The 23,024-nt window shown below is 66.2% G+C and carries 20 protein-coding genes; 6 read left to right on the plus strand and 14 right to left on the minus strand.

Annotated features, from left to right (window positions below; all coding sequences use genetic code 11):
• Window positions 1-25 precede the first annotated feature (25 nt).
• The 5 genes from nusB to CLU86_RS05375 all read right to left on the minus strand — a co-directional run bounded on the left by nusB (window position 26) and on the right by CLU86_RS05375 (window position 3,469).
• Window positions 26-607 (minus strand): transcription antitermination factor NusB, encoded by a 582-nt coding sequence (gene nusB, locus CLU86_RS05355; protein WP_099740900.1) that lies wholly within the window; start codon window positions 605-607, stop codon window positions 26-28.
• Window positions 604-1,068 carry a 6,7-dimethyl-8-ribityllumazine synthase gene (ribH, locus tag CLU86_RS05360; protein ID WP_099740901.1) on the minus strand — a complete coding sequence of 155 codons (465 nt, stop codon included), beginning with the start codon at window positions 1,066-1,068 and terminating at the stop codon, window positions 604-606. The genes nusB and ribH overlap by 4 nt, the downstream gene beginning before the upstream one ends.
• 2 nt (window positions 1,069-1,070) lie before the next feature.
• Complete coding sequence (gene ribBA, locus CLU86_RS05365) at window positions 1,071-2,192, minus strand: bifunctional 3,4-dihydroxy-2-butanone-4-phosphate synthase/GTP cyclohydrolase II (RefSeq protein ID WP_099655182.1); 1,122 nt, start codon at window positions 2,190-2,192, stop codon at window positions 1,071-1,073.
• Between the two features lie 287 nt (window positions 2,193-2,479).
• Window positions 2,480-2,770: a 2Fe-2S iron-sulfur cluster binding domain-containing protein gene (locus CLU86_RS05370; protein WP_099740902.1), complete on the minus strand. Its 291-nt coding sequence runs from the start codon at window positions 2,768-2,770 to the stop codon at window positions 2,480-2,482.
• A 72-nt stretch (window positions 2,771-2,842) separates the two neighbouring features.
• Window positions 2,843-3,469, minus strand: coding sequence for a DUF938 domain-containing protein (locus CLU86_RS05375; protein WP_099740903.1), 627 nt, complete (start codon window positions 3,467-3,469; stop codon window positions 2,843-2,845).
• A gap of 640 nt (window positions 3,470-4,109) precedes the next feature.
• Between CLU86_RS05375 and CLU86_RS05380 the strand changes: the two genes are divergently transcribed.
• Together CLU86_RS05380 and gshA are read left to right on the plus strand one after the other, a co-directional pair.
• Window positions 4,110-5,018, plus strand: a complete 909-nt coding sequence (locus CLU86_RS05380; RefSeq protein ID WP_099740904.1) for an SDR family NAD(P)-dependent oxidoreductase — start codon at window positions 4,110-4,112, stop codon at window positions 5,016-5,018.
• Window positions 5,019-5,195: 177 nt separating this feature from the next.
• Complete coding sequence (gene gshA / locus CLU86_RS05385) at window positions 5,196-6,719, plus strand: glutamate--cysteine ligase (RefSeq protein ID WP_099740905.1); 1,524 nt, start codon at window positions 5,196-5,198, stop codon at window positions 6,717-6,719.
• Window positions 6,720-6,805: 86 nt separating this feature from the next.
• On the opposite strand, the gene CLU86_RS05390 is transcribed toward gshA, so the two are convergent.
• Both CLU86_RS05390 and CLU86_RS05395 read right to left on the minus strand, forming a co-directional pair.
• Window positions 6,806-7,051: an oxidoreductase-like domain-containing protein gene (locus CLU86_RS05390; protein WP_233194817.1), complete on the minus strand. Its 246-nt coding sequence runs from the start codon at window positions 7,049-7,051 to the stop codon at window positions 6,806-6,808.
• Window positions 7,048-7,302, minus strand: coding sequence for a hypothetical protein (locus tag CLU86_RS05395; RefSeq protein ID WP_099740906.1), 255 nt, complete (start codon window positions 7,300-7,302; stop codon window positions 7,048-7,050). Before CLU86_RS05395 ends, CLU86_RS05390 begins: the two co-directional genes overlap by 4 nt.
• Before the next feature lie 178 nt (window positions 7,303-7,480).
• On the opposite strand from CLU86_RS05395, the gene ylqF reads away from it, so the two are divergent.
• Window positions 7,481-8,455 (plus strand): ribosome biogenesis GTPase YlqF, encoded by a 975-nt coding sequence (ylqF, locus tag CLU86_RS05400; protein WP_099655188.1) that lies wholly within the window; start codon window positions 7,481-7,483, stop codon window positions 8,453-8,455.
• Between the two features lie 125 nt (window positions 8,456-8,580).
• Window positions 8,581-10,863: a bifunctional diguanylate cyclase/phosphodiesterase gene (locus CLU86_RS05405; protein ID WP_099740907.1), complete on the plus strand. Its 2,283-nt coding sequence runs from the start codon at window positions 8,581-8,583 to the stop codon at window positions 10,861-10,863.
• Window positions 10,864-11,028: 165 nt separating this feature from the next.
• Here the strand turns inward: CLU86_RS05405 and CLU86_RS22890 are convergent, their stop codons facing one another.
• The 3 genes from CLU86_RS22890 to CLU86_RS05415 form a co-directional block, all read right to left on the minus strand.
• Complete coding sequence (locus CLU86_RS22890) at window positions 11,029-11,172, minus strand: hypothetical protein (protein WP_162995987.1); 144 nt, start codon at window positions 11,170-11,172, stop codon at window positions 11,029-11,031.
• 108 nt (window positions 11,173-11,280) lie between these two features.
• Window positions 11,281-14,574, minus strand: a complete 3,294-nt coding sequence (locus CLU86_RS05410; RefSeq protein ID WP_099740908.1) for a hypothetical protein — start codon at window positions 14,572-14,574, stop codon at window positions 11,281-11,283.
• A gap of 63 nt (window positions 14,575-14,637) precedes the next feature.
• Window positions 14,638-15,441: a pseudouridine synthase gene (locus CLU86_RS05415; RefSeq protein ID WP_099740909.1), complete on the minus strand. Its 804-nt coding sequence runs from the start codon at window positions 15,439-15,441 to the stop codon at window positions 14,638-14,640.
• A gap of 114 nt (window positions 15,442-15,555) precedes the next feature.
• Between CLU86_RS05415 and CLU86_RS05420 the strand changes: the two genes are divergently transcribed.
• Together CLU86_RS05420 and CLU86_RS05425 are read left to right on the plus strand one after the other, a co-directional pair.
• A complete protein-coding gene (locus CLU86_RS05420; protein ID WP_099740910.1) occupies window positions 15,556-15,891 on the plus strand; it encodes an ankyrin repeat domain-containing protein in 336 nt (111 codons plus the stop codon).
• 97 nt (window positions 15,892-15,988) lie between these two features.
• Window positions 15,989-16,906 (plus strand): DHH family phosphoesterase, encoded by a 918-nt coding sequence (locus CLU86_RS05425; protein ID WP_099740911.1) that lies wholly within the window; start codon window positions 15,989-15,991, stop codon window positions 16,904-16,906.
• Window positions 16,907-17,074: 168 nt separating this feature from the next.
• Here the strand turns inward: CLU86_RS05425 and CLU86_RS05430 are convergent, their stop codons facing one another.
• The 4 genes from CLU86_RS05430 to CLU86_RS05445 all read right to left on the minus strand — a co-directional run bounded on the left by CLU86_RS05430 (window position 17,075) and on the right by CLU86_RS05445 (window position 22,762).
• Window positions 17,075-18,061 (minus strand): IS5 family transposase, encoded by a 987-nt coding sequence (locus CLU86_RS05430; RefSeq protein ID WP_099740912.1) that lies wholly within the window; start codon window positions 18,059-18,061, stop codon window positions 17,075-17,077.
• Between the two features lie 151 nt (window positions 18,062-18,212).
• Window positions 18,213-19,424: a DUF1501 domain-containing protein gene (locus tag CLU86_RS05435; protein ID WP_099740913.1), complete on the minus strand. Its 1,212-nt coding sequence runs from the start codon at window positions 19,422-19,424 to the stop codon at window positions 18,213-18,215.
• Window positions 19,425-19,533: 109 nt separating this feature from the next.
• The gene (locus CLU86_RS05440; RefSeq protein ID WP_099740914.1) at window positions 19,534-21,231 is read right to left on the minus strand and encodes a DUF1800 domain-containing protein; all 1,698 of its coding nucleotides are present in this window, start codon (window positions 21,229-21,231) and stop codon (window positions 19,534-19,536) included.
• 229 nt (window positions 21,232-21,460) lie between these two features.
• On the minus strand, window positions 21,461-22,762 hold the full coding sequence (locus CLU86_RS05445) for an MFS transporter (protein ID WP_233194818.1): 1,302 nt from the start codon (window positions 22,760-22,762) through the stop codon (window positions 21,461-21,463).
• Between the last annotated feature and the right edge of the window lie 262 nt (window positions 22,763-23,024).

The following is a 23,024-nucleotide window of genomic DNA, read 5'->3' on the forward strand; positions in this document are numbered from 1 at the left end:
TCGCAGCAAGCTTCGCAGGAGGGGCTCACTGGCCTTCGGCCTCGGGGGCTGCGGCGCTGTCCGCCGCGGGCTTGCCGGGGGCTTTCTCGGCCGATTTGTCCGAGGCCACTTCGGCAGCGCGCAGGCGCGGGGCCAGGCCGTTGAGCACGGCGTTCACATACTTGTGGCCGTCGGTGCCGCCAAACTCCTTGGCCAGCTCGATGCACTCATTGAGCACCACGCGCCATGGCACGTCCATGCAATGCTGAAACTCATACACGCCAATCCACATGGAAGCGCGCTCGATGGGCGAGATCTCGCCCAGCTTGCGGTCCAGCAATGGGGTGATCAGCGCATCCAGGTCTTCGGCCGTGTTGATGCAACCATGCAGCACGGCGTTGTAGTGGGCGGCATCGGCCTTGTGAAAGCCTGCCAAGTCGCGCGTGAACGAGTCGATCGCTGCCGCATCGTTGCGGCCCACAATGTGCTGGTACAGCGCTTGCAGGGCAAATTCGCGGGCGCGGCTGCGGTTGGACTTGGACGCTGCCTTGCGCGTGCCGTTGGCCTTGAGCCCGGTGCGCGATTGCTTGGGGGGGCGGGTATTGGACGAGGGGGTGTTTTCAGTCATGACAGGTCGTCCAGCAGGTTGGCCATCTCTACCGCAACGCGGGCGGCATCGGTGCCTTTTTCGGATTGGCGGGCGATGGCTTGCTCCAAGTTTTCGGTGGTGATGATGGCGTTGGCAATCGGGATTTGGTAGTCCAGCGACAGGCGGGTCACGCCCGCGCCAGATTCGTTGGCCACCAGTTCAAAGTGGTAGGTCTCGCCACGGATGATGCAGCCCAGGGCAATCAGCGCGTCAAAGTTGTCGCTCTCGGCCATGGCTTGCAGTGCCACGGGCACTTCCAGGGCGCCGGGCACTTGCACATGGGTGATGTTTTTCTCGGGCACGCCCAGGGCCTTGAGCTCGGCCAGGCAGGCGGCTGCCAGGGTGTTGGTGATGCTCTCGTTGAAGCGGGCCTGCACGATGCCGATGTGCAGCTTCTTGCCGTCCAGGCGGTCCGAGGTTCCTTTTTCTGCGCCAAACATGTTTATTCCTTGGGGATGAAGCCTGTGATTTCGAGTCCGTAACCGGTCATGCTGGGCATGCGGCGGGGCTGGCCCATGAGGGCCATTTTGTGCACGCCGCAGTCGCGCAGGATCTGCGCGCCGACACCGTAGGTGCGCAGGTCCATGCGGCCGCGCTCAGGCGCCTGAGAGGCACGGGCCGTGCCCTCAAACTGCGCCAGCAGTTGCGCGGCGGTTTCGCCGCAGTTCAGCAGCACGGCCACGCCTTTGCCTTGCTTGGCCAGGTATTGCAGGCTGGTGTCCAGGCCCCATGAGTGCATGGAGCGGTTGACTTCCAGTGCGTCAAACACCGACAGGGGCTCGTGCACACGCACGGGCACCACGTCGTCGGCCGTCCACTCACCCATCACCAGTGCCAGGTGCACGGCTTGGCTGGGTTTGTCGCGGAAGGCATGGGCGGTGAAGGTGCCGTAGGCCGTGTTCAGTGCGCGGCTGCCCACCTTCTCGACCAGGGACTCGTTGCGGCTGCGGTATTCGATCAGGTCGGCGATGGTGCCGATCTTGAGGCCGTGTTCTGCGGCAAACAGCTGCAGGTCAGGCAGGCGGGCCATGGTGCCGTCGTCTTTCATGATCTCGCAGATGACCGAGGCGGGGCTGCAGCCTGCCATGGCGGCCAGATCGCAGCCTGCTTCGGTGTGCCCAGCGCGCATCAGTACGCCGCCATCCACCGCCTGCAGCGGGAAGATGTGGCCGGGCTGCACCAGGTCGGTGGGCTGGCTCTTGCGGTCTACTGCCACTTGCACGGTGCGTGCGCGGTCGGCCGCCGAGATGCCTGTGGTGACGCCTTCGGCCGCTTCAATCGACACCGTGAACGCGGTGCTGTAGACGGTGCCGTTGCGAGCGGCCATTGGGGGCAGCTTCAGGAATTCGCAGCGCTCGCGGGTGAGCGTCAGGCAGATCAGGCCACGGCCAAAGCGGGCCATGAAGTTGATGGCTTCGGGCGTGACGTGGTCGGCCGCCAGCACCAGGTCGCCTTCGTTTTCACGGTCTTCTTCGTCCACCAAGATGACGATGCGCCCGGCGCGCATGTCGGCCACGATGTCTTCCACCGGCGAGATGGGCACTGGGGTCAGGGGGGTGTTCATGGGAGAGGGCTTTCGTTAGGGCCGCAGCAGGGTTGTGCAGCGCAAACCGCATGCCCCTCACTGGCCGGGGCGTTGAACGCCCCCAAAACCACCCAAAGAACATGCGATGCGGCGCTGCCGCACGGGGGGAGGCCAAGCGTGCAGCCTCCCGCAAAGCTGGCTATTTTAGTTCAGCCAACGGGCGCGGGCCGTGTGTTGCGTCAATGGCCTGCATATCCATATTCAGAATGTGCCGTTGCCCGGGGCGGCTCGCTGCCGTTCTGTGTCAGCGGGCGGTTTTGCAGCGATCAGATCGCAGAGCCTTGCAAAACGACGTCTGACTCGGGGTAGGCCACGCAGGGCAGCACGCAGCCTTCGGCCTTTTCTTCAGGCGAGAGGCCGGGCCATTCGATCTCGTAGCGCACTTGCCCTTGCACCAGTTGCCCGATGCAGGTGCGGCAGGTGCCGTTGCGGCATGAGCTGGGCCAGTCAATGCCGCCTTGCTCCATGGATTGCAGCAGGGGTTGCTGGGGCCAGGCATCGCACTGCATGCCGTCGGGCTCAATGTGGGCCGTGAAAAAGGGGGCGGCTTGGTTCATGTGAGGGAGGTTGTGGGAGGAAGGGCGGGCGCAGTGTAGCCAAAGGGGTGTTGTGCTTGAAGCGGTGGGGAATCACTGCGCGCGTTGCCACACCAGCAGCAAATTGTTGGCGGGCAGTGCGTGGCGCTGGGCCAGTTGCAGGCCTGCCGCCTGGGCCTCTGCCGCCACGTCTTCCACGGCGCGAATGCCCCAGCGCGGGTCTTGCGCGCGCAGGCTGGCGTCAAAGGCGAGGTTGCCCTCGGCCGTGGGCACGCCCTGTTCCAGGTACGGGCCGTAGGTGACGAGCACGCCCTGCGCGCCCAGGTGGCGGGCCGCGCCGCGCATGAGCCCGCCGCAGCACTCCCACGGAGCGATGTGCAGCATGTTGGCGCAATAGATCAGGTCAAACGGGGTGGTGAAGGCGGGGCCCTCGCTGGGCCATGGGCTCTGGGTCACATCCAGGCGCAGCGGCGCCTGCACATGGGTCGCACCCTGCTGCGCGCACCAGCCGGTGACGGAGGGGAACAGCGTGTCTTGCCAGTCAGTGGGCTGCCAGCGCCAGCCCGGCAGGGCGGCGCCGAAGCAGGCGGCATGCTGGCCGGTGCCACAGGCTATCTCCAGTGCAGAGCCGGTGGGGGCCAGCAGCGCGCGAAGCACCGCGAGGATGGGCGCCTGATTGCGCTCTGCGGCAGGGCTGTGGGCCAGTGGGGGTTGGTTCATGTTTTCATCAATAAAAATAGCCTCTAGCGCTGATTGGATAAGCGCTGGCAGCTATTGAAAGTGTAGCTAAATTGATGCTCGCTCCCGAGCAGAATGCTGCTTAAAAATTGGGCGTTATGTGCGAGTGCCTTGTAAATCAATCACTTACGCTGCCCATACAGCACTTGTCCAAGGTTATCCACAAGATTGTCCAGTGGCCTGCGGGATAAGTGGCACAAAAGCCGAGGGCTGCCGAGGTCTTGTGTTTTGCCTTTTATTTCAGCAGTGCGTTGAATGTTTATATAAATCAATGGGTTATGTGCTTCATACAGAACTTGTCAAAACTTATGCACAGGATTGTCCAGTGCCTTGCGGGATAAGTGCCGGTTTGTGAATAGATTCTGCTTAAAAATGAGGCGTCGGGTAGTCCTCCTTTGCAAATCAAGCACTTAGCAGTCCTATACAGGACTTCTCCACAGTTATCCACATGATTGTCCAGTGATGTCAGGGATAACCCTGAGGCTTACGCGTGGGCCTGTCTTGGTTGTCCCCCATGCAACCGGCGCGCCACCAGCCTTGGCTTACAGTGCTGCGCGCAGACGCAATTCAGCCCCTGGGCATTCCAGGGTGCGGCCACCAACCCATACAGGAGATCCATCGCATGACAGACATTGACTTCAAGGGCCGCGTGGCCATCGTGACCGGGGCTGGGGGCGGGCTGGGGCGCCAGCATGCGCTGGCCTTGGCGGCACGCGGTGCCAAGGTGCTGGTCAATGACCTGGGCGGGGCGGTGGACGGCAGTGGTGGCACGGTGGGCGCGGCCCAGAAGGTGGTGGATGAAATCCGCGCCGCAGGGGGTGAGGCACTGGCCAATGGCGCTTCGGTGACCGACTTTGCCGCCGTGCAGGCCATGGTGCAGCAGGCGGTGGACGCCTGGGGCCGTGTGGATGTGCTGGTGAACAACGCGGGCATCTTGCGCGACAAATCGTTCGGCAAGATGGAGATGGACGACTTCAAGCTGGTGGTGGATGTGCACCTCATGGGCGCCGCCCACTGCTGCAAGGCCGTGTGGCCCCACATGGTGGCGCAGCAATACGGGCGCATCGTCATGACGACCTCGTCCACCGGCCTGTACGGCAACTTTGGACAGGCCAACTACGGCGCGGCCAAGCTGGCCCAGGTGGGCCTGATGCAGACCCTGGCCATTGAAGGCGCCAAACACAACATCCATGTGAACGCGCTTGCCCCCACGGCGGCCACGCGCATGACCGAGGGGCTCATGCCCCAAGAGGTGCTGGATGCCCTCAAGCCCGAAGCCGTGGTGCCCGCCATGCTGGTGCTGGCACACGAATCCGCTCCCACGCGCACCATCCTGTGTGCGGGCGCAGGCACCTTCGAGGCGGCCCACATCACCCTGACTCAAGGCGTGCACCTGGGCGTGGGCAGCGACATCCCTGAGCAGCTGGCCGCGCGTCTGGCCGAGGTGGTGGACCGCACGGGCGAGCAAGTGCCGCAAAGCGGCGCGGCGCAGGGCACCAACGAAGTCGGCAAAGCCCTGGCGCGCCGCTGAGCGCGGGCCCCTGCAAAGGCCGACGGCGCCCGCTGCGCGGTAAAGCACAGCTGGCGCTATCGTGCGCCCCGCCGGGTTTTCAGCCGTTTGGGCTGAAGGACTTGCGCCCGGTCTGGGCGTGAGGCGCTGCGCCGTGCTAAGTTCCGGGCCAACGAGAAGATGGACCGGTATAACGATATGAGCAAATTGCAGGACAGACTGAGCGCATTCACCCCCGACGCCCTGCGCGGCATCCGCCGTGGGGTCGAGAAGGAGGGGCTGCGCGTGCAGCCCACGGGCGGGCTGGCACTCACCCCGCACCCCAAGGCCCTGGGGTCGGCACTCACGCACCCTCTCATCACCACCGATTACAGCGAATCGCAGCTGGAGCTGATCACCGGCGCGCACCGGGGCGTGCAGCAATGCCTGGATGAGCTGACCGAAGTGCACCAGTTTGTGCACCACACCTTGAAGGACAGCGGCGGCGAGCTGCTGTGGGCCTCCAGCATGCCCTGCGGTTTGCCCACCGATGAGACGATTCCGTTGGCCCGCTACGGTGGCTCTAACGTGGGGCGCGCCAAAAGCGTCTACCGCATGGGCCTGGGCCACCGCTATGGCCGCCGCATGCAGACCATTTCGGGCATTCACTACAACTGGTCGTTGCCAGGGGTGAGCAGCGAGCAGTATTTCTCGCTCATCCGCAACTTCCGCCGCCATGCCTTTGTGCTGCTGTATCTGTTTGGCGCATCGCCCGCGCTGTGCCCTTGCTTCGTGCAGGGGCGTGAGCACCGTTTGCAGCGCCTGAGCGACAGCGCCCTGTTCCTGCCGCACGCCACATCGCTGCGCATGGGGCGCCTGGGCTACCAAAGCGACGCGCAGGCCACGCTGGCCGTGAGCTACAACGGCCTGCAAGGCTATGCCAATTCGCTGCACGAAGCGTTGACCAAGCCTTACCCCGCGTATGAGACGGTGGGCGTGCGCAACCCGGGCGGTGACTACAACCAGCTGGGCACCAGCCTGCTGCAGATCGAAAACGAGTTCTACGGCACCATCCGCCCCAAGCGCACTGTGCGCACGGGCGAGCGCCCGCTGCACGCGCTGCGCGAGCGCGGTGTGGAATATGTCGAAGTGCGCCTGATGGACCTGGACCCGTTTGTGCCCGTGGGCATCACCGCGCCCACCATGCGGCTGCTGGACGTGTTCTTGCTGCACTGCCTGCTGTCGGACAGCCCGCCCGACACCCCTGCAGAAATCGCTGAGCTGCAGCGCAACCAGCACCTGACGGCCGAGCGCGGCCGCGAGCCCGGCCTGCAACTGCAGCGCAATAGCCAGAACGTGGCGCTGACCACCTGGGGCGACGAAGTGCTGGCCGCTTGCAAGCCCTTGGCCGCCGCGCTGGACGCCACCCACGGCACTACCGACTACAGCGCCGCGCTGCGCGACGCCCGTGCACTCATGCAGGCGCCAGAGCGCACCCCATCGGCCCGTGTGCTGGACACCATGGCCCAGCAGCACGCCAGCAGCTTCGAGGGGTTTGCCTTCCGCCAATCCGAGCACGCCCGCGACGCCTTGCTGGCCCTGCCTTGGAGCGCAGAGCAGCAGGCGCGTTACCTGGCCATGAGCGACGAATCCATCGCTGCCCAAAAAGCCATCGAAGCGGCCGACACCCTGCCGTTTGAAACCTGGCGCGAGCAGTACATGGCCGTGGAAGGCTTGGGCTGAGTCTGGATGTAGGGCGTTTTGCTATCGAATAAATAGCTGATAGCGCTTGCCAGTCAGGCGCTAGAGCCATTTTTTGCTTGAATCGGCTAGCCGTTCAGCGCCTGCAAAGCGTCCTGCCGCCAGTATTCGGCAGCGCTGAGGAACCCCTCCCACACACAGCCATTGCAGCCCCGGCCGCAACAGGTGGTGGGCTCTGACGGCGGCGGGCGCAGGGGCACGCCCTGGACCAGCGCCTGCGACTGCAGCACCGCAAACATCGCCAGGGCGCTGGGCCCGTCGGTGGCCTGGGCGGTGGTGCCAGCACCGGGACCGCTGGCAGGCAACGTGCTCATTGCCGATGGGCGCCGGCACGTACACGGCGCACCACGTATTGCACGATGAACGCCGCGCCCAGCACCAGCGCAAACCAGCCTACCGCAGCCACCTGGCCCATCAACTCGCGCACGCTGCCAGAGCGGGCAACGTAGGGCGCCAGCACAATCACCAGCCCGATCAGTGCGCAGGTGACGCCTTTGAACAGCATCTCCTTGTCGGCTTTGCTGGGGGGCGTTGGGGTGGAGGCAGAGGGCGGGCGTGGTGACATGTCGAACCTGAAGTGGGCGTGGGTGTGAGCGGGACGGGAATGAACGGTTTTCGCCTGGAACATGCCAGTGAATGGCCGGTGAACCCGGACCGCGATTATCCTTGCCCCCTTCTTCCAGGAGCCCGTTCAGTACCCTGAGCCGGCTTTTAGCCCCGAAAACACCAGAAAGTACCCCCGCATGGCCATCCAGTGGTTCCCCGGTCACATGCACCTGACCAAAAAAGCCATCACCGAACGCATCAAGGACATTGACGTGGTGATTGAGGTGCTGGATGCGCGCCTGCCGGGCTCCAGCGCCAACCCGTTGCTGGCCGAAATCACCGACCACAAGCCCAAGCTCAAGGTGCTCAACAAGCAGGACGTGGCCGACCCCGAACGCACCGCGCTGTGGCTGGACTGGTACAACGCCCAGAGCGAAACGCGCGCGGTGCCGCTTGATGCCTCTGACCCCGCGCCCGCGCGCAAGCTCATTGACGCCTGCCACCTGCTGTCGCCCAACCGGGGCGGCATGGCCAAGCCCATGCGCGTGCTGATCTGCGGCGTGCCCAACGTGGGCAAATCCACGCTGATCAACACCCTGAGCAACAAACGCCAGGCCAAGACGGGCGACGAAGCGGGCATTACCAAGCTGGAGCAGCGCATCACGGTGGCCGACGATTTTTACCTGTGGGACACCCCCGGCATGCTGTGGCCCCGCATCATCGTGCCCGAGAGCGGCTACAACCTGGCCGCCAGCGGCGCTGTGGGCCGCAACGCCTACGACGAGGAGCTGGTGGCGCTGGAGCTGCTGCGCCGCCTGCAGCAGCACTACGCGCCCTTGCTGGAGGCGCGCTACAAGCTCGGTCTGCCCGCGGGCGCTGTGGGCGAGATGCACGACGAAGAACTGCTCGAAGCCATCGGCCGCAAGCGGGGGGCCATGCTGGGTGGCGGCCGGGTCAACCTGCAAAAGACGGCCGAGATCGTGATGACGGACTTCCGCACCGCCACGCTGGGCCGCATTACCCTGGAAACCCCTGCAGAGTTTGAAGTCTGGCTGGCCGCCGGGCAGGCGCAAGACGCTGAACGCGCTGCCAAGAAGGAAGCCCGCACCAAAGCCCGGGGCAAGGGCACCGGCCGGCGCGACCCTCAATCGGGCGACGCTGCGACCGAGTAAGCCGCCCCTGCGTGGGCGGGCCAGCGGGTTGCTGCCGCGTTGCATCTCCACGTCACATCAGTGGATTCCCGGCTGCGGCCCTGGGGGGCGGCGTTAGGATGGAACGATTGTCCAAACCACGCACCATGGCAGACGTTTCACTCCTGAGCGCATCCGATCAGAGCGATCCCACCATCCGCAAACTGGTGCAGGTGACCGGGTGGGCGGTCACCCTGATTGGCTGTTTGGTCGCCTTGCTGCTGCTGCGAGACGATCCGGTGCAGTGGGGCAGGGTGGTCTTGAACCTGTGCGCCGGGCTTGTGGGGGTGGCGGCGCTGGCCCTGGTGCACCTGCGGCGCTGGCTGCTTGCCGCCCATGTGCTGGTGTGGGGCGTGTGGGTGTTTGTGTCGCTGGTGGCGGCGGGCAATGGGGGCGTCAAAGGCCCCAATTTGCTGAACTACCCCGTGCTCATCGTGCTGTCCGGCTGGCTGCTGGGTGGGCGGGCCACAATGTGCTTGCTGGCGTTGACGGGCGGGCTGTTTGGCTTCTTCCTCTGGGCCGACGCCCGGGGCGCACTGCCCGTCACACCGGCCAACAACCACTATGCCTATGCCGCCTATCTGGCGGGCATTGTGGGGCTCACGGCCACGGCCACGCTGCTGTCGCGGCGCAGCTACCTGGGCCGTGTGGGCGAGGCCCAGGACATGGCGGCCGACTTGGCCGCGCGAGACACCGAGCTGCGCAAACTGCTGCGCGTGGTAGAGCAAAGCCCCGAGAGCACCGTCATCACCGACCTGCAAGGGCGCATCGAATTTGTGAACGACGCCTTTGTGGCCCGCACCGGCTATGCGCGCAGTGAGGTGATCGGCCAGTTGTCCTCGGCCTTCTCGGGCAACGGGCTGGCCCCGGCGCAGCTTGCAGGCCTGCAAGAGACCCTGGCCCGTGGCGAGAGCTGGGCGGGCGAGCAGGCCAACGTGCGCAAGGACGGGGTCACCATCTGGGAGAGCGTGGTGGTGGCGCCCATTCGGCAGCCCGATGGGCGCATCAGCCACCACGTAGAGCTCAAGCAGGACATGAGCGAGCGCAAGCGCGCGGCCGAAGAAATCCACCGCCTGGCCCACTTCGACCCGCTCACCAGCCTGCCCAACCGCTCCATGCTGATCGAGCGGCTGACCGGCCTGCAGGCGCGCCACCAGCGCGCCCCGGATGCCTTGAATGCCCTGCTGTTGCTGGACCTGGACCGCTTCACCACCTTCAATGACGCGCGCGGCAGCGAGATGGGCGACCGGCTGCTGTGTGCGGTGGCGCTGCGCCTGTCGGAACGCCTGGGCGGGCAGGACCTGCTGGTGCGCGTGGCGGCGGACGAGTTTGGCATCGTGCTGCATGGCCTGAGCGCCGATGCCGCCGCCGCAGGCCGCCGCGCCCTGGTGTTTGCCGAGCAGGTGGCGCAGGCCCTGGCCCAGCCATTGCCCCTGGGGCTGCAGGCGGGCGACGCGGCCGAAGAGGCACAGCTGCAGGCCAGCATTGGCATCACCCTGTACCCACAGGGGGTGGATGACCTGCCACTGAACGCCATGGGGCGGGCAGGCACGGCGCTGCACCGCGCCAAGCACGGGGGTGGTGCCCGCGCGGCGTTTTTTGAGCAAGGCATGGGCGAGGTGGCGGCCCAGCGTTTTCACCTGGAGCGCGATTTGCGCCACGCCATCGGCGCGCAGGAGCTGCGGCTGTACGTGCAGCCGCAGGTGGATGGGCGTGGCGAGTTCACCGGGGGGGAGGCGCTGGTGCGCTGGCAGCACCCGCGCGATGGCTTGGTGCCGCCCGGCGTGTTCATCCCGGTGGCGGAAGAGTCGGATTTGATTGTGGGCCTGGGCGACTGGGTGCTGGCGCAGGCCTGCGCGGTGCTGGCCATGCCTGCCTTCAGCCAGCGGCGCTTGCGCATGTCGGTCAACCTCAGTGCGCGGCAGTTTCGCCAAGCCAGTTTTGTGCCCAACCTGCGTGCCTTGCTGGCCACCACGGGGGCCGACCCGACGCTGCTCACGCTGGAAGTGACCGAGGGTCTGGTGATCGAAGACTTTGACGACGCGGTGGCCAAGATGCGCGAGCTGGTGGCCATGGGCCTGGAGTTTGCGCTGGACGACTTTGGCACGGGCTACTCGTCACTGGCTTACCTCAAGCGACTGCCTATCCGGGAGCTGAAGATTGACCGCTCGTTCGTGACCGAGGCGCCCACCAATGCCGACGACGGTGCGCTGGTCGAAGCCATTTTGTCGGTGGCCAGCCACTTTGGCCTGCGCGTGGTGGCCGAAGGCGTAGAGACCCGCGAGCAGGTGCGATTTCTGGAGCAGCGCCAGCCTGACATGGTGTACCAGGGCTACCTGTTCGGGCGCCCCGAGCCCGTGGCGCAGTGGGTGGAGCGGCTCGCCCTGTGATGCAGGGGGGCGAGCGAGGCCTGAAGCAAAAATAGCTTCCAGCGCTTATTAAATAAGCGCTGGAAGCTATGTTTTTAGTAGCTATTTTCCGTTGCCTGGTGGCTGCTGACCGTTGGCTGAGGCTGGCTGCCTCTGCCGCCTTGTCTGGCGGCCACTCGCTGGGGGCTACTTGTTTTTGTCTTTGCCCTTGGGGAGCACCGTGGTGGTCGGTGGCATGGGGCGGTCGGAACCGCTGGATTCTTTGGGAAGGGAAGTGTCCTTTTTGGGTTTCTTCGCCATCTTGTTGCTGCGCTGTTCGCCTTTGGCCATGGGGCCTCCTGTAAAGGTCTCGGGATGGGACCGCCCCGGCATGGTAAGCCACAAATGCAGGCGCCCAGATGTGTTTTGCTCTTCCTTTGGGGTGCCGATGCAGGGCTGTTACCAGTGCAGTGGCGCGGCGTGGTCTTCCCAGAAAATCCAGCGGCCCACTTCGGCGTAGTCCGAGTTGCCGATGGCATAGGGGTCCGGGCCGGTTTCTACCCGCTGCAGCAGCACCAGATACCCGCTGTGGCTGGTGGCGATCAGGGTGCTGCCGTCCGGCGCCAGGTCGATGGCGGCCACCGCGCCGCCGATGTGGTGGTGCCACACGGGCTGCCCGGTGTCGTCCAGCCCGTGCAGCGTGCCGTTCGCATCGCCCAGCACCACCAGCCCGGCCACTGCGGCCGATGCCTCGATTCGCCACTGCGTCTGGATGGCTTGCAGGGCCAGATCGCCCCTTCCGGGCTGCATTCGCGTACCCAGGCTGTGGACTGGGGCCGTGCCGGTACTGCCTGCGTACAGGTGGCATGCGCTGGCCAGTAGCGTGGCCGATCCATGCGGGAAGGTGGTGTGCGTGAAGGTGGCGTGGCAAGGGTAGGCAGACAGGGGGGCGTAGCGCGCAAGCACCCTTGCCTCGGCCTGAATGGAGGTCTGGGTCTGAATCACGATATGCGCGCTGTCCTGGTCGCCCACGGCGATGTGTTGCTCGTCGGCAGACAAGGCCATGTGCACCATGTGCAGGCGCAGCATATGGCCGTCGGGGCAGGTCTGTTGATTCTTGGCCCAGGTGTAGGGGCCGTCTTCGTCCCATTGCAGGGGGTGCAGGCGCTGCACTGCATCTGGCGTGAGCAGGTATACGCCGGTGCTGTTGCGCAGCAGCACGCGCTGGCCGTTGTTGAAGGGGATGAGTTCGTCGCACGCCTGGCCCGTCGCACCAGCCGCCAAGCCCAGCGCAGGCGGTGTGCCCTCGTTGCCCTGGGGCAATGCAAAGCGGGCGATCACCGGGCCGTCCCACCCCGCGTGGGTGGTGATGTGGGTGCCGTCGCAGCGGGCAAAGCACTGGTGGTTGGGCGAGCGGCCTGCGCCATGCAGGCCGGGCAGGGGCTCGGCCTGCAGGCCCTGCAGCAACCACCACTGGGGTTGGCCAGACTGCACTGTGCGCACCACCACGCGGCTGCCGTTGGGCCCGCTGCCCAGCAGCAGCGCGGGCCCGGTGGCCTGGCCTGCGCGGTAGGCGTGCGCGGCAAACGCATCGGGCGCAAAGGCAAAGCGCTGGCGAAAGCGGGCAGACAGCTCCCCGTCTGCGTGCCGGTGCACCGCACGCGCCAGCTGCAGCACGGCATCGGCCAGCGGGGTGCGGGGGTCTTCGGGCAGGGCGGGGGCGTCATCCGCCACGTGAAAGGGTGACGGGAGGCTGGCCTGCCCGGCCACAGGGGCATCGCCCCTGGGCAAGGTGCCGTCCACCGGGCTTTGTGGGGCCTGCAGGTGCGCGCGCACGGTGCGCACATAGTCTTGCCCACGGCTTTGCCACAGGCCCGAGCATTCCATGCCTTTGGGGCCAAACACGGCGGTGTCGGGCAGGTTGAGCGGCAGTGGGGGCGTGGCCAGCAGCGGGAGTGCGGGCGCAGTGGTGGCGGGGCCAGCGGCTTGCAGCGCGGCCGAGCGGCTTTCAATGTGCGCCTGGGCCTGGCGGACCAGGCGCAGCAGCCGTGCCAGATGGTCTGCCGCGCAGGGGGGCAAGGGGCTGCGGTTTTCGCTTTGGCGCTGGGTGTACTGCACCAGAACCTGCGGTGGGCCTTCGCGTGCTTCGTCCAGGTCCAGCTGGTAAGCGGCGTGGGCATCGTCGGGCGGGTCGCCGGGGCCGTCTTCGCCGTTTTGCCAGCTCAGCTTGAAGGCGCGGCCCCAGGGCTCGCCTTTGTGCAGGCAAGGCTGGCGCGCCCCGATCCAGAGCTGCCCGGCCCAAAAGCCGTTTTTCTCAGCGTCCCACCAGTCGTTGTAGTGCTCAGTGAACAGGGGACCAGAGGTCAATGCCTCCAGCCGCGCCGGGGTGATCTCGGCCTGCAGCTGCGCCCACAGCGGGTAGCGTGCGCGGGCCTGGGCCGTGCCTTTGCGCACATAGTCCAGCACGCCGCGCCAGGCCTGTTGGCAGGCTTGCCAGGCCTGTGCGTTTTCAGGTGCTTCGGCAGCATCGGGTGGCAGCAAGGCTTGCCAGTCGCCGGGCTCGCCTTGGTGGTAAGGGCGGTACAGCAGGGTGAGCGGGCCTGCAGACGCCGCCTTGGTCAATGCCGTGGAAGGCACGTTGGGTGGAGCGCTGGGCGATGGTGGATGTTGCCTCCCCCATTTCAGCACCCCTTGCAGCGTGGCCAGTGCGCTGCCCAGCCAGCCTTGGTTGCGCTCGGGTCGGTCCACCGCCAGGTAAAAGTCCCACTGCTTCCACACCGTGATGAACACGCTGTCGTCGCGCGCATCGCCGTCGGCGTCCACATGCTGGCGGCACAGCGAAAAGTCGGTTTGCCCAAACCAGCCCGCTGCCGTGTGCTCTTTGTGCGCGATGAGGGGCGAGCGCACGGCGGCCAGGATGTTGGCGGCGCTGATGGTCTCGTCGGCGAACAAGCCAGGGGTGGGCAGTGGCGGCAGCAGTGCATGCACCAGCGCTGCGGGCTGGGTGAGGGGTTGTTGTGCCTTGGCGGCGCTCAGTACGGCGGCAGGGTCCAGCAGCTGGGCCAGGCTGCCGGTGCCCGTGTCGTCGGCGGCCAGGCAGTGTGGTGGCAGAAGCAGGCCCAGCGTTTCATGGTCTGCTGTTTCATGGTGCGCGTGCATGGGCTGTTCATGCTGGAGGCCCGGAGGGTCTTGCAGCGCAAATTCCAGATGGGGCGGCTTGTTCCAGTGCGGCGCGCTGCCCCGGGTGAACAGGCCCACCTGGGCGGTGCATTGCCCCAGCACCGTCAGCCCGCCTGGCGCGCCATCGCTCCACAGCAGCGTCTGCACGGCCAGGTCGCCCTGCACATGCAGATGCACGTCTTGCAGCACAGCGCTGGTCATGCGCGCATCGCCCATGACCAGCGCGTGCACGGGCAGCGGTGTGTGGGCAGGGGGGATACCCGCCATGGCCGTGGTCAAGGCGCCTTGCAGGTGCAAATGCCCGTTCACCCACAGCAAGGCCCCCTCGGGGTGCGGCGGGGTGGCGGGCAAGGCCGCTGCAGGGATGGGCGCTTGCCACTCGCCAGGGGGGCTGGTGCTGGGCTGGGCGCACAGCTCCAGCGCGGCCAGGTCCAGGTCGCCGTCCACCCACCACACGGGCAAGTCGGCCCAAGATGCCGCATCCCGCTGCAGTGCGGCAGCCAGCCAGCAGGTGGCAGGCAGGCGGTGGGCCAGTGCTGCCAGGTGGGTGAGGTGCACGGGGGGAAAGGGCATGGTGTGGAGCAAAGCGGGCTGGGCTGTGGGCTGGCGCGATGGTAGCCGTCCCGGGGGGGCGCGTCAGGCCGGGCCCGTGGCTGCGGCTTGGCGCACAGGTGGCAACCATTCCCACGGCCATTGGGTTTGCAAGTGCTGCCAGTCTGCCGTTGGCGTGGTGGCTGGCCCGCCAGGCTGGGGCGTGTCTTGCGCCATGGCAGGCAGTGCCAGCCCGCTGTGCAATTGCAGCCATTCGCCCGTTACCGGGTGCGGCAAGCTCAGCTGCCACGCGTGCAGCCACAGCCGCTGCTGGCCCAGGCGCTCGGCCCACCAGCGGTTGAGGGGGCCTTTGCCGTGCGTGGCGTCGCCAATGATGGGGTGTGCCAGGTGCTTGAGGTGGCGGCGGATTTGGTGGCGGCGGCCGGTGGTGGGCACGGCCTCGACCAGCGCGGCGCGGGTGGTGGCAAAGCGCGGGTCGCTGGCTTGCGGCAGGGTCAGCTGGGCCAGGGTGCGAAAGCGGGTGTGGGCGTCCTGCACGGGGGCGTCGGGCGGGGCGTCGTCGGGGCGCAGGGGGTGGTCTACCTCGGCCTCGGCGGGGGGCCAGCCGCGCACCATGGCCAGGTAGCGCTTGTGGGTGGCGTGCTGCTCAAACGCCTGCGACAGCGCCCGCGCCGCATCGCTGTGCAGCGCCATCACCAGCACGCCGCAAGTGCCTTTGTCCAGCCGGTGCACGGGGTACACATGCTGCCCCAGTTGGTCGCGCAGGGTCTGCATCACAAAGCGCGTCTCGCCTGCATCCAGCCCCGTGCGGTGCACCAGCCAGCCCGCAGGTTTGTAGACGGCCACCAGGTGCTCGTCTTGCCAGAGGATGTGCAATGGTGTGTGCATGGGCGTTGAAAAGGCGACGAGCGTTGCGGGCAAGTTATCAGGGAAGGCGCGGATTGTGCCGCACGCGGCGCTCACTACACTGACCCGATCGCGTTGCAGAAAGGATGCCCAGGGATGTCTGCCGGAGATTGGAAAGACATGTATGCCGCCGCTGTGGCGGGCGATCTGGCATTGGTGCGCCACCACATCAGTGCGGGCGTGAACCCCAACTACCAGCACCCCGAGATTTTGTGTACGCCACTGGTGGCGAGCCTCATCCATGGGCATCGCGAGATCGCGCACTACTTGCTGGCGCATGGCGCTGACCCCCAATTGCGCTCAGATTTTGACGACATGACCCCACTGGAAGCGGCACGCCGCTACCAGCGCAGCGAGTTCGTTGCGCTGCTGCAAGCGCGCGGCGCGAAGGAAGATCGCAAGCCCTTTTGGTGGCGCTGGCTGCCCGTGTAAGGCCTGGCTGCCTGGCATGCCCTGGCTTGCTGGCCTTGCCGCGCATAGTTTGCCTAAGGCGAAAACCAGGCAACGTGCAGGCGACAATCGCAGGGTCATGACGAAAAAAACCATTCTTCCCCTGCAACTGCTGGTTGCCCCCAGCCAAGACGACCCTTCTCCGCTGGTGCTCTACCATGGCCGCCGCTGCCCTGACGGCTTTGGCGCCGCGCTGGCCGCGTGGCTCTACTACGGCGACCGGGCCGAATATGTGGGGCTGGACCACGGCGACGTGCAGACCGTGGCCGACCTGCCTGCGCTGGCGGGGCGTGCGGTGTACATCCTCGACTTCTCTTTCTCCGCCGAGATCCTCACCGCCATCGACGCGCAGGCGGCCAAGCTGGTGATGCTGGACCACCACAAGAGCGCCGCAGAAAAGCTCACCGGCTTTGCCTGCCGCTGTGGTGTGGTGCATTTCGACATGAGCAAGTCGGGCGCCCGCCTGGCCTGGGAGTTCTTTCACCCCGAGCAGCCCGTGCCCGCGCTGCTGCAGTACGTGGAAGACCGCGACATCTGGAAGTGGGAGTTTCCGCAAAGCGCGGCCTTCCTCTCGGCACTCGATATGGAGGGCCAGGACTTCGCCCGCTGGAAGGAGATCGCCCATTTCACGCCCGAGCAGCTGGACGCCTTCATGGCCCGTGGCGGCGCCATGGACGAGAAGTACCGCAAGATGGCCCACGACATTGCCGAGGGCGCGCAGCCCCTGGTCTTCAACGGCATCACCGGGCTGATGGTGAATGCGCCGGGCATGTTCCATAGCCTGGTGGGCGACATTCTCTCGGCCAAGACGGGCACGTTTGCGCTGATGTGGAGCGCCAGCGACAAGGGCGTCAAGGCCGGCCTGCGTGCGCAGCGCAACTTTGACTGCATCGCCCTGGCCGAGAGCATGGGCGGCGGCGGCCACGCGCAGGCGTGCGGCTTTCGGATGGGGGTGGCGCGGTTGCCTGAGTTGCTGTCGGGCACCTTCAACGCTTGAGGGGCGTGTTTTTTCAATAAAACAGGCTCTAGGGAAACTCTGCACGAATCGGGTGTGGTTGTTCCACGGCGCAGAGCGAAGTTAAAAGCACTCACGTTGAGTAACTTCGGCCTGAGCAGTGCGCCCTCAGACGCTGCGCGGGGGCCATTGGCCCTTGATCTTTGGGCATCACGCCCCCTGCACACGCACCTGTCCCTGGCTGATCAGCAGTTTGTGCCTTGCCATCCACAGATTTGACAGCGCAAACAGCGTGACGATCTGCGCCGTGTTCTTCTTGAGCCCACGGTAGCGCACCTTCACGTACCCAAACTGCTGCTTGAGCACCCTGAAAGGGTGCTCTACCTTGGCGCGGATGCTGGCCTTGGTGCGTTCAAGTTGGTCGATCAGCGCCTCAAGAGGCTTGTCTTTGTCCAAAGCCCGACGCAGTCCTGGTCGCAGGGCCACATGCCAGCGGACACTCTTGTTAGCATCGGGCCGCTTGTCTACACCTTGATAGCCTGCATCACCAAAGGCATCCGTTTCTTGCCCGTGCAGCAGGCTGTTGGCCTCAATCACGTCGTTCACATTGCCACTGGTGCCGCGCACGCTGTGCACCAGCCCAGAGTCAGCATCCACCCCGATGTGCGCCTTCATGCCAAAGTACCACTCGTTGCCCTTCTTGCTTTGATGCATCTCGGGGTCTCGTGCTTTGCCTTCGTTCTTGGTGGACGTCGGCGCCGCAATCAGCGTTGCATCCACTACGGTGCCTGCCTTGAGTTGCAGCCCTTTGGCTTGCAGCAGTGCATTGATCGTAGCGAGTATCTGATCGGCCAGCTTGTGGCGCTCTAGCAGATGCCGAAAACGCAGGATGCTCGATTCACTGGGGATGTGTTCGTCCCAGTGAGACAGGCCGGCAAAGTCACGAAAGGCTGGCACATCGTGCAGCGCCTCTTCCATGGCTGGATCGCTGAGCTTGAACCACTGCTGCATGAAATGGATACGCAGCAGGGTCTGCACTGCAAAGGGCTGCTGGCCCCGGCGTCCGATCTCTGGGGCATAAGGCTCAATGAGCGAGACCAACTCGACCCAGGGCACCACCAACTCCATCGCATCAAGAAACTCACGCTTGCGGGTGCGCTTGGTGGTATTGCTCAGGCCCAGGCTGCTTTGCTTCATGAGCGTATTGTCCTCGCCTGCACACTGGCTCAAGCACATCTCAGAGGGATTCGTGCAGAGCATCCCTAGCGCTTTCATTACAAGCGCTAGCAGCTATTGAAAATATAGCAATCGGTGTCGCGCACCGTTGGGCGTGCAACCCCACGCCGCCTCAAACCAGCTGCAAATCCGTCCCCTTCATTCCCGGAAACACCCGCGCCACCGCCGCCGCGTTGAGCCCGTACAGGCGCGCAAACAGCCCGCCCAGAACGCTGCGGTAGTCGTTGAGCACGGGGTAGTCGCGGTTTTGGAACAAGGTGGTGGCCGTGAGGGCCTGCTGCTCGCCCGCGATACGCCCGCCCTGCAAGGCGCCGCCCAGCACCCAGAACACCGTGCCGTGGCCGTGGTCGGTGCCCCGGTTGCCGTTTTCGCGGAAGGTGCGGCCAAACTCGCTGACGACCACCACCACGGTGGACTTCCAGGCCGCCCCCATTTCGTCGGCAAAGCCTGCCAGGCCCTGGCCCAGCTCTTCCAGCCGGTTGGCCAGCGCCCCGGTGGCGGCCCCCTGCGCCACATGGGTGTCCCAGCCGCCCACGTCCACAAAGCCGATCTGGTAGCGCGCCTGCATCAGCCGTGCCATGCGCCGGGCCGTGCCCTCAAAGCCCTTGGTGCTCAGCGCGTTGCGGCTGGCGGCCTCCATCTCGCCTTGCATGGTGCGGGCCACTTCGTTGCGCGTGGCAAAGCCCTCGGCCACGGGTGTTGCCAGTGCCGTGCCTTGGTACATGGATGCGATGAGCTGGGCCTGCCGTGCATCCACGCCGCCCCGGCCAGCGCCTGCACTGAGCAAGGTGTTGGGCACATCGACCGCGCCGCGCAGCACCAGGGGCAGGGTGCTGGTGAAGGCCATGGGCTGCAGCAGCGCCGAGCGGGCACCGGCGCGTGGGTTCAGCTCGGCCACCAGCCGGTTCAGAAAGCCGGAGCGGTAGTCGCGCCGCCCACCCACGGGCTGGCCCAGTTCCATGCTGTCTTGCGTGTCGAAGTGGCTGCGCGAGAGATCGTCGGTGCCCGCAAAGGGCACAAACGCCAGCTGGCCCTGCTGGTACAGCGGCAGCATCGAGCCCGCCAGCGCAGGGTGCAGGCCCCAGTCGTGCGTGAGGGGCAGGGCACTGCCCTGCTGCCCTGGGCGGGCAATGGCGATGTTGGGCCGCGACTCGTAATAAAAGCTGCTGCCCGTGGGCACCAGCAGGCTGGCGCAGTCGTACCCACCACGCAAGAACACGAGCAGAAAGCGCACATCTTGTGCCTGTGGTGCGGCCAGCACGCCCGCGCTGCCAACGGCCAGCGTGCTGGCGCCCAGGGCTTGTAGAAGGTGCCTGCGAAGCATGGAACAGTCCTTTCAATAGCCGGGCGTATGGCTTCGATGGCGGCACATGGATTTGCACGCTCTGGCCCGGGGCGCTAAACGACTCAGGGGGATGTGCGCCATGGCGTCCTCACCCGTACATGAACTCAGGCGACGCGAGGAACAGCAGGTTCCATTCGCGCGGGGATGTGACTTGCTCCAGTGCCTGGCGCGTGGCGGCCGATCGGCTGGGCAGCATGGCCTGCACGTAGGCGCTTTGCGCCAAGGGTGGGGGCGTGCGGGCAGCAGCCGCAGGTGCAGACGCAGCCGCAGGTGCGCGCGACGGGGCCATGCCCATGTCCGGTGGTGCCGGGGCCGCCACGGCGGTGCCAGCACCTACGGCGCCCCCAGCCCCAATGGCCCGGGCGATGTCAAAACGGCTGGCCATTTGCCCTGACCCGGACCACGCGGCAGCGTCCAGCGGATAACCGTCGGGCATGACGCGGCCATACAGGGGCTCGGCCAGGCGCTGCAGCCAGCCCAGTGCGGGCTCCACGCTGGGCAGCACCGCGTCGCCGTGCGCCAGGCGCAGGCTGGCCAGCACGTAGTGCACCGGGTCGCGAAACCGCTGGCCCAGCGATGCGCGAAATTCTGCGGTGGCAAAGAGTGCTTGCAGCACGGCGGCAATGTCGCCATCGGTGCGCTCAAACGCGCGGGCCAGGGTCTGCAGCAGCGCGGGTGTGGGCTTGTCACCCACCATGAACAGCGCGATCTTGCGGGTGATGAAGCGTGCCGTGGCCGGGGCGCGTGCCAGCCGGTCCAGCGCCTCGTCCACCTCGGCCAGGCCCTCGGCTTTGAGGGGTTGGCCCAGCAGCGTCTTGGGGTCCCAGTCGTGGCGCTGGGGGTTGAACTCGAACAGGCCTTCGCGCACGTAGTAGCGGCGCAGTGCAGGCTTCATGCGCGGTGGCTCGTCGCCCAGCGGGCGCAGCGAGATGCCCACGCCGGTGAGCACGCGCGCCAGCTCTTGCACATCTTGCTGGCTGTAGCCGCCGTCCACGCCCAGGGTGTGCAGCTCCATCAGCTCACGGGCGTAGTTCTCGTTGATGCGGCCTGCGGCATTCTGGGCATTGTCCAGGTAGTGCAGCATGGCCGGGTGGCGCACGGTGGCGCCCAGCAGGTCGCGAAAGCGCCCCAGCGCATGCGGGCGCACGGCGCGCTCTTCGTAGTCGCCCACCAGGGCGCGCAGGTTGCCCTTGCCCGCGAAGACGTTGAAGTGGTTCATCCAGAACCAGGTCATCTTCTCGCGCAAGGGGGTGGGGGAGTACAGGGCGCGCAGCATGTGGCGGCTCGCGGCTTCTCGTTGCAGGGCGCGCATGTCCTGCTGCCAGGCATTCAAAGCCGCCTTGCGCTCGTCTTCGGTCGGTAGGGCTTTGGCCTTGCGTTGGCGGGCTTCCATATCGAGCGCCAGGGCTTCGATAGGCGTGCGCGAGATCACCATGGCGTCGATCTGCGCCTGGGCGGCAGCAGGCAGTGCCGCAGTGGTGCCCGCGCGCAGCTGCTGGGCCAGGTAGGCGCCGATGCCTCTGGCGCCCTGTGCGCCCAGGGCGTGCGCGCCCCGCGCCGTGCAACCCCAGGTGACACGGTCCAGCAGGCGCGCGGTGGTGCGCTCGTCGGCCACTCCCCAGGTGTCAGGGCCTGTGGCGCCGGCAGGCAGTGGCGCAGCGTGTGCACTGCGGGCGGGGCGTGGCGCGGTTGACGTGCACGATGCGCCCGAAGCTGCCAAACCCAGCAGGCTCACCAGCAAGCTGCGGCGGGCGATGGCGGTGGGGGGCGCGGAAGAAGGGGTCATGGGGCCTCACACAGGACATCTATGAACAGGTTCCAAGGGCTCTCAGCGCCTATGCTGCCGCACCTTGCCCGTGGCATGCAAGCCCGTGCCCACAGGCTTTACCTGCGCGACATGAAGGCAGCTGCAGCGGTTGCACTTTGATGCAGATGGGAGGGCTCTGGGCCCTGCTTGGGACCTGCGTTGTGGGACCCGTTGTGCGCCGCCTTCTGGCGACGGTTCTTTGTACCGCCTACGGTGCGTTGCCAGCCGCGCCAGCCGTGCTACTGGCGCCAGTCGCCTCGGCCGCTTCTTCAAAGCGATCCACCGTGCGCAGTTGCTTGAAGCCCAGCGTCCACCCGCCCACCACGCCCAGAGTGCACAAGCCGCCCAGCACAGCAGCGGGCACCACGCCCAGCCATGCGGCGCTGGTGCCTGCACGGAACTCGCCCAGCTCGTTGGACGAGCCGATGAACAGCATGTTGACCGCATTCACACGGCCGCGCATGTGGTCGGGGGTGGAGAACTGCACCAGCGCACCCCGGATGTAGACGCTGACCATGTCGGCCGCCCCCGCCACCAGCAGCGCGGCAAACGACAGCCAGAACCAGGTCGACACCGCAAACAGCAAGTTGGCCAGACCGAACACCGCCACGGCCACAAACATGGTGCGGCCCACCTTGCGGTTGAAGGGGCGCATGCTCAGGTACAGCCCCGCGCCCACCTCGCCCACCGCCACGGCGCTGCGCAGCGCGCCCAGGCCCGCCGGGCCCACGTGCAGCACCTCGCTGGCATAAATGGGCAGCAGGGCCACCACGCCGCCCAGCAGCACAGCAAACAGGTCCAGCGAGATGGTGCCCAGGATGATGGGGCGCGAGCGAATGAACTGGATGCCCGCGCCGAAGCGCTGCCACATGGTGCCCAGCGCGGGGCCCACGGGGCTGGCGTGGGCCGTGGCCACGCGCATCAGCAGCGCAGTGCCGATGGCGAAGCAGGCAAAGCACAGGGCAAAGGTCAGTTCACCACCGCCCAGGGCATACAGCACGCCCCCCAACAGCGGGCCGCCAATGCTGGCAGAGCGCATGAGCATGCTGTTGGCCGCGATGGCCTGGGCCAGCTGCTCGCGCGGCACCACCTGGGGCAGCAGGCTCTGCAGCGCGGGCCCCGAAAACGCCCGCGAGCAGCCAAACAGCACCAACACGGCGTACACGCCCGCCACGCCACTGGCGCCGTGGCCCGACAGCCACCACAGCCCGGCGCTGCACAAGGCCCCCACCGCCCAGCTGATGGCCAGGATGTTCTTGCGCGAGAAGCGGTCGATCAAATCGCCCGCAGGCAGCAACAGGCACAGCATGGGCAGGAACTGCGCCAGCCCCACGTAGGCCAGTGCCAGCGGGTTGCGCGTCAGGTCATACACCTGCCAGGCCACCACCACGGCTTGCACCTGGGTGGCAAACACCGCCATGAGGCGGGCGCTGATGAAGGAGAGAAAACCGGGGTGGCGGTAGATGCTGGCTGGTGCAGCCACAGGCGGGAGGGAGGTGGAAGACGTCACGTGAAGGGGCAGCACAAGCCGCGCATGAGATTGATTCGCATGCTAACGCTTTGTGGCGCAGCTTGCTGGGCGGGCCCTTGTGACAGAAATTGAGAAAACTGCCATCGCAGTGGGCTCGATTCGTCGGTATTTTCCGGGCTGAAGGGGAATATGAAGAAATGGCCTACTGCAAAGGCGTTTCAATCCTTACTAACCCATTGAGGCACCTTGCCTTGAATACCAGTTCTAGTTGCCCGCGCCAGCAAGTCAACCCGAATAGTTC

Source organism: Acidovorax sp. 62, from assembly GCF_002754495.1.
Taxonomy (GTDB): domain Bacteria; phylum Pseudomonadota; class Gammaproteobacteria; order Burkholderiales; family Burkholderiaceae_C; genus Acidovorax.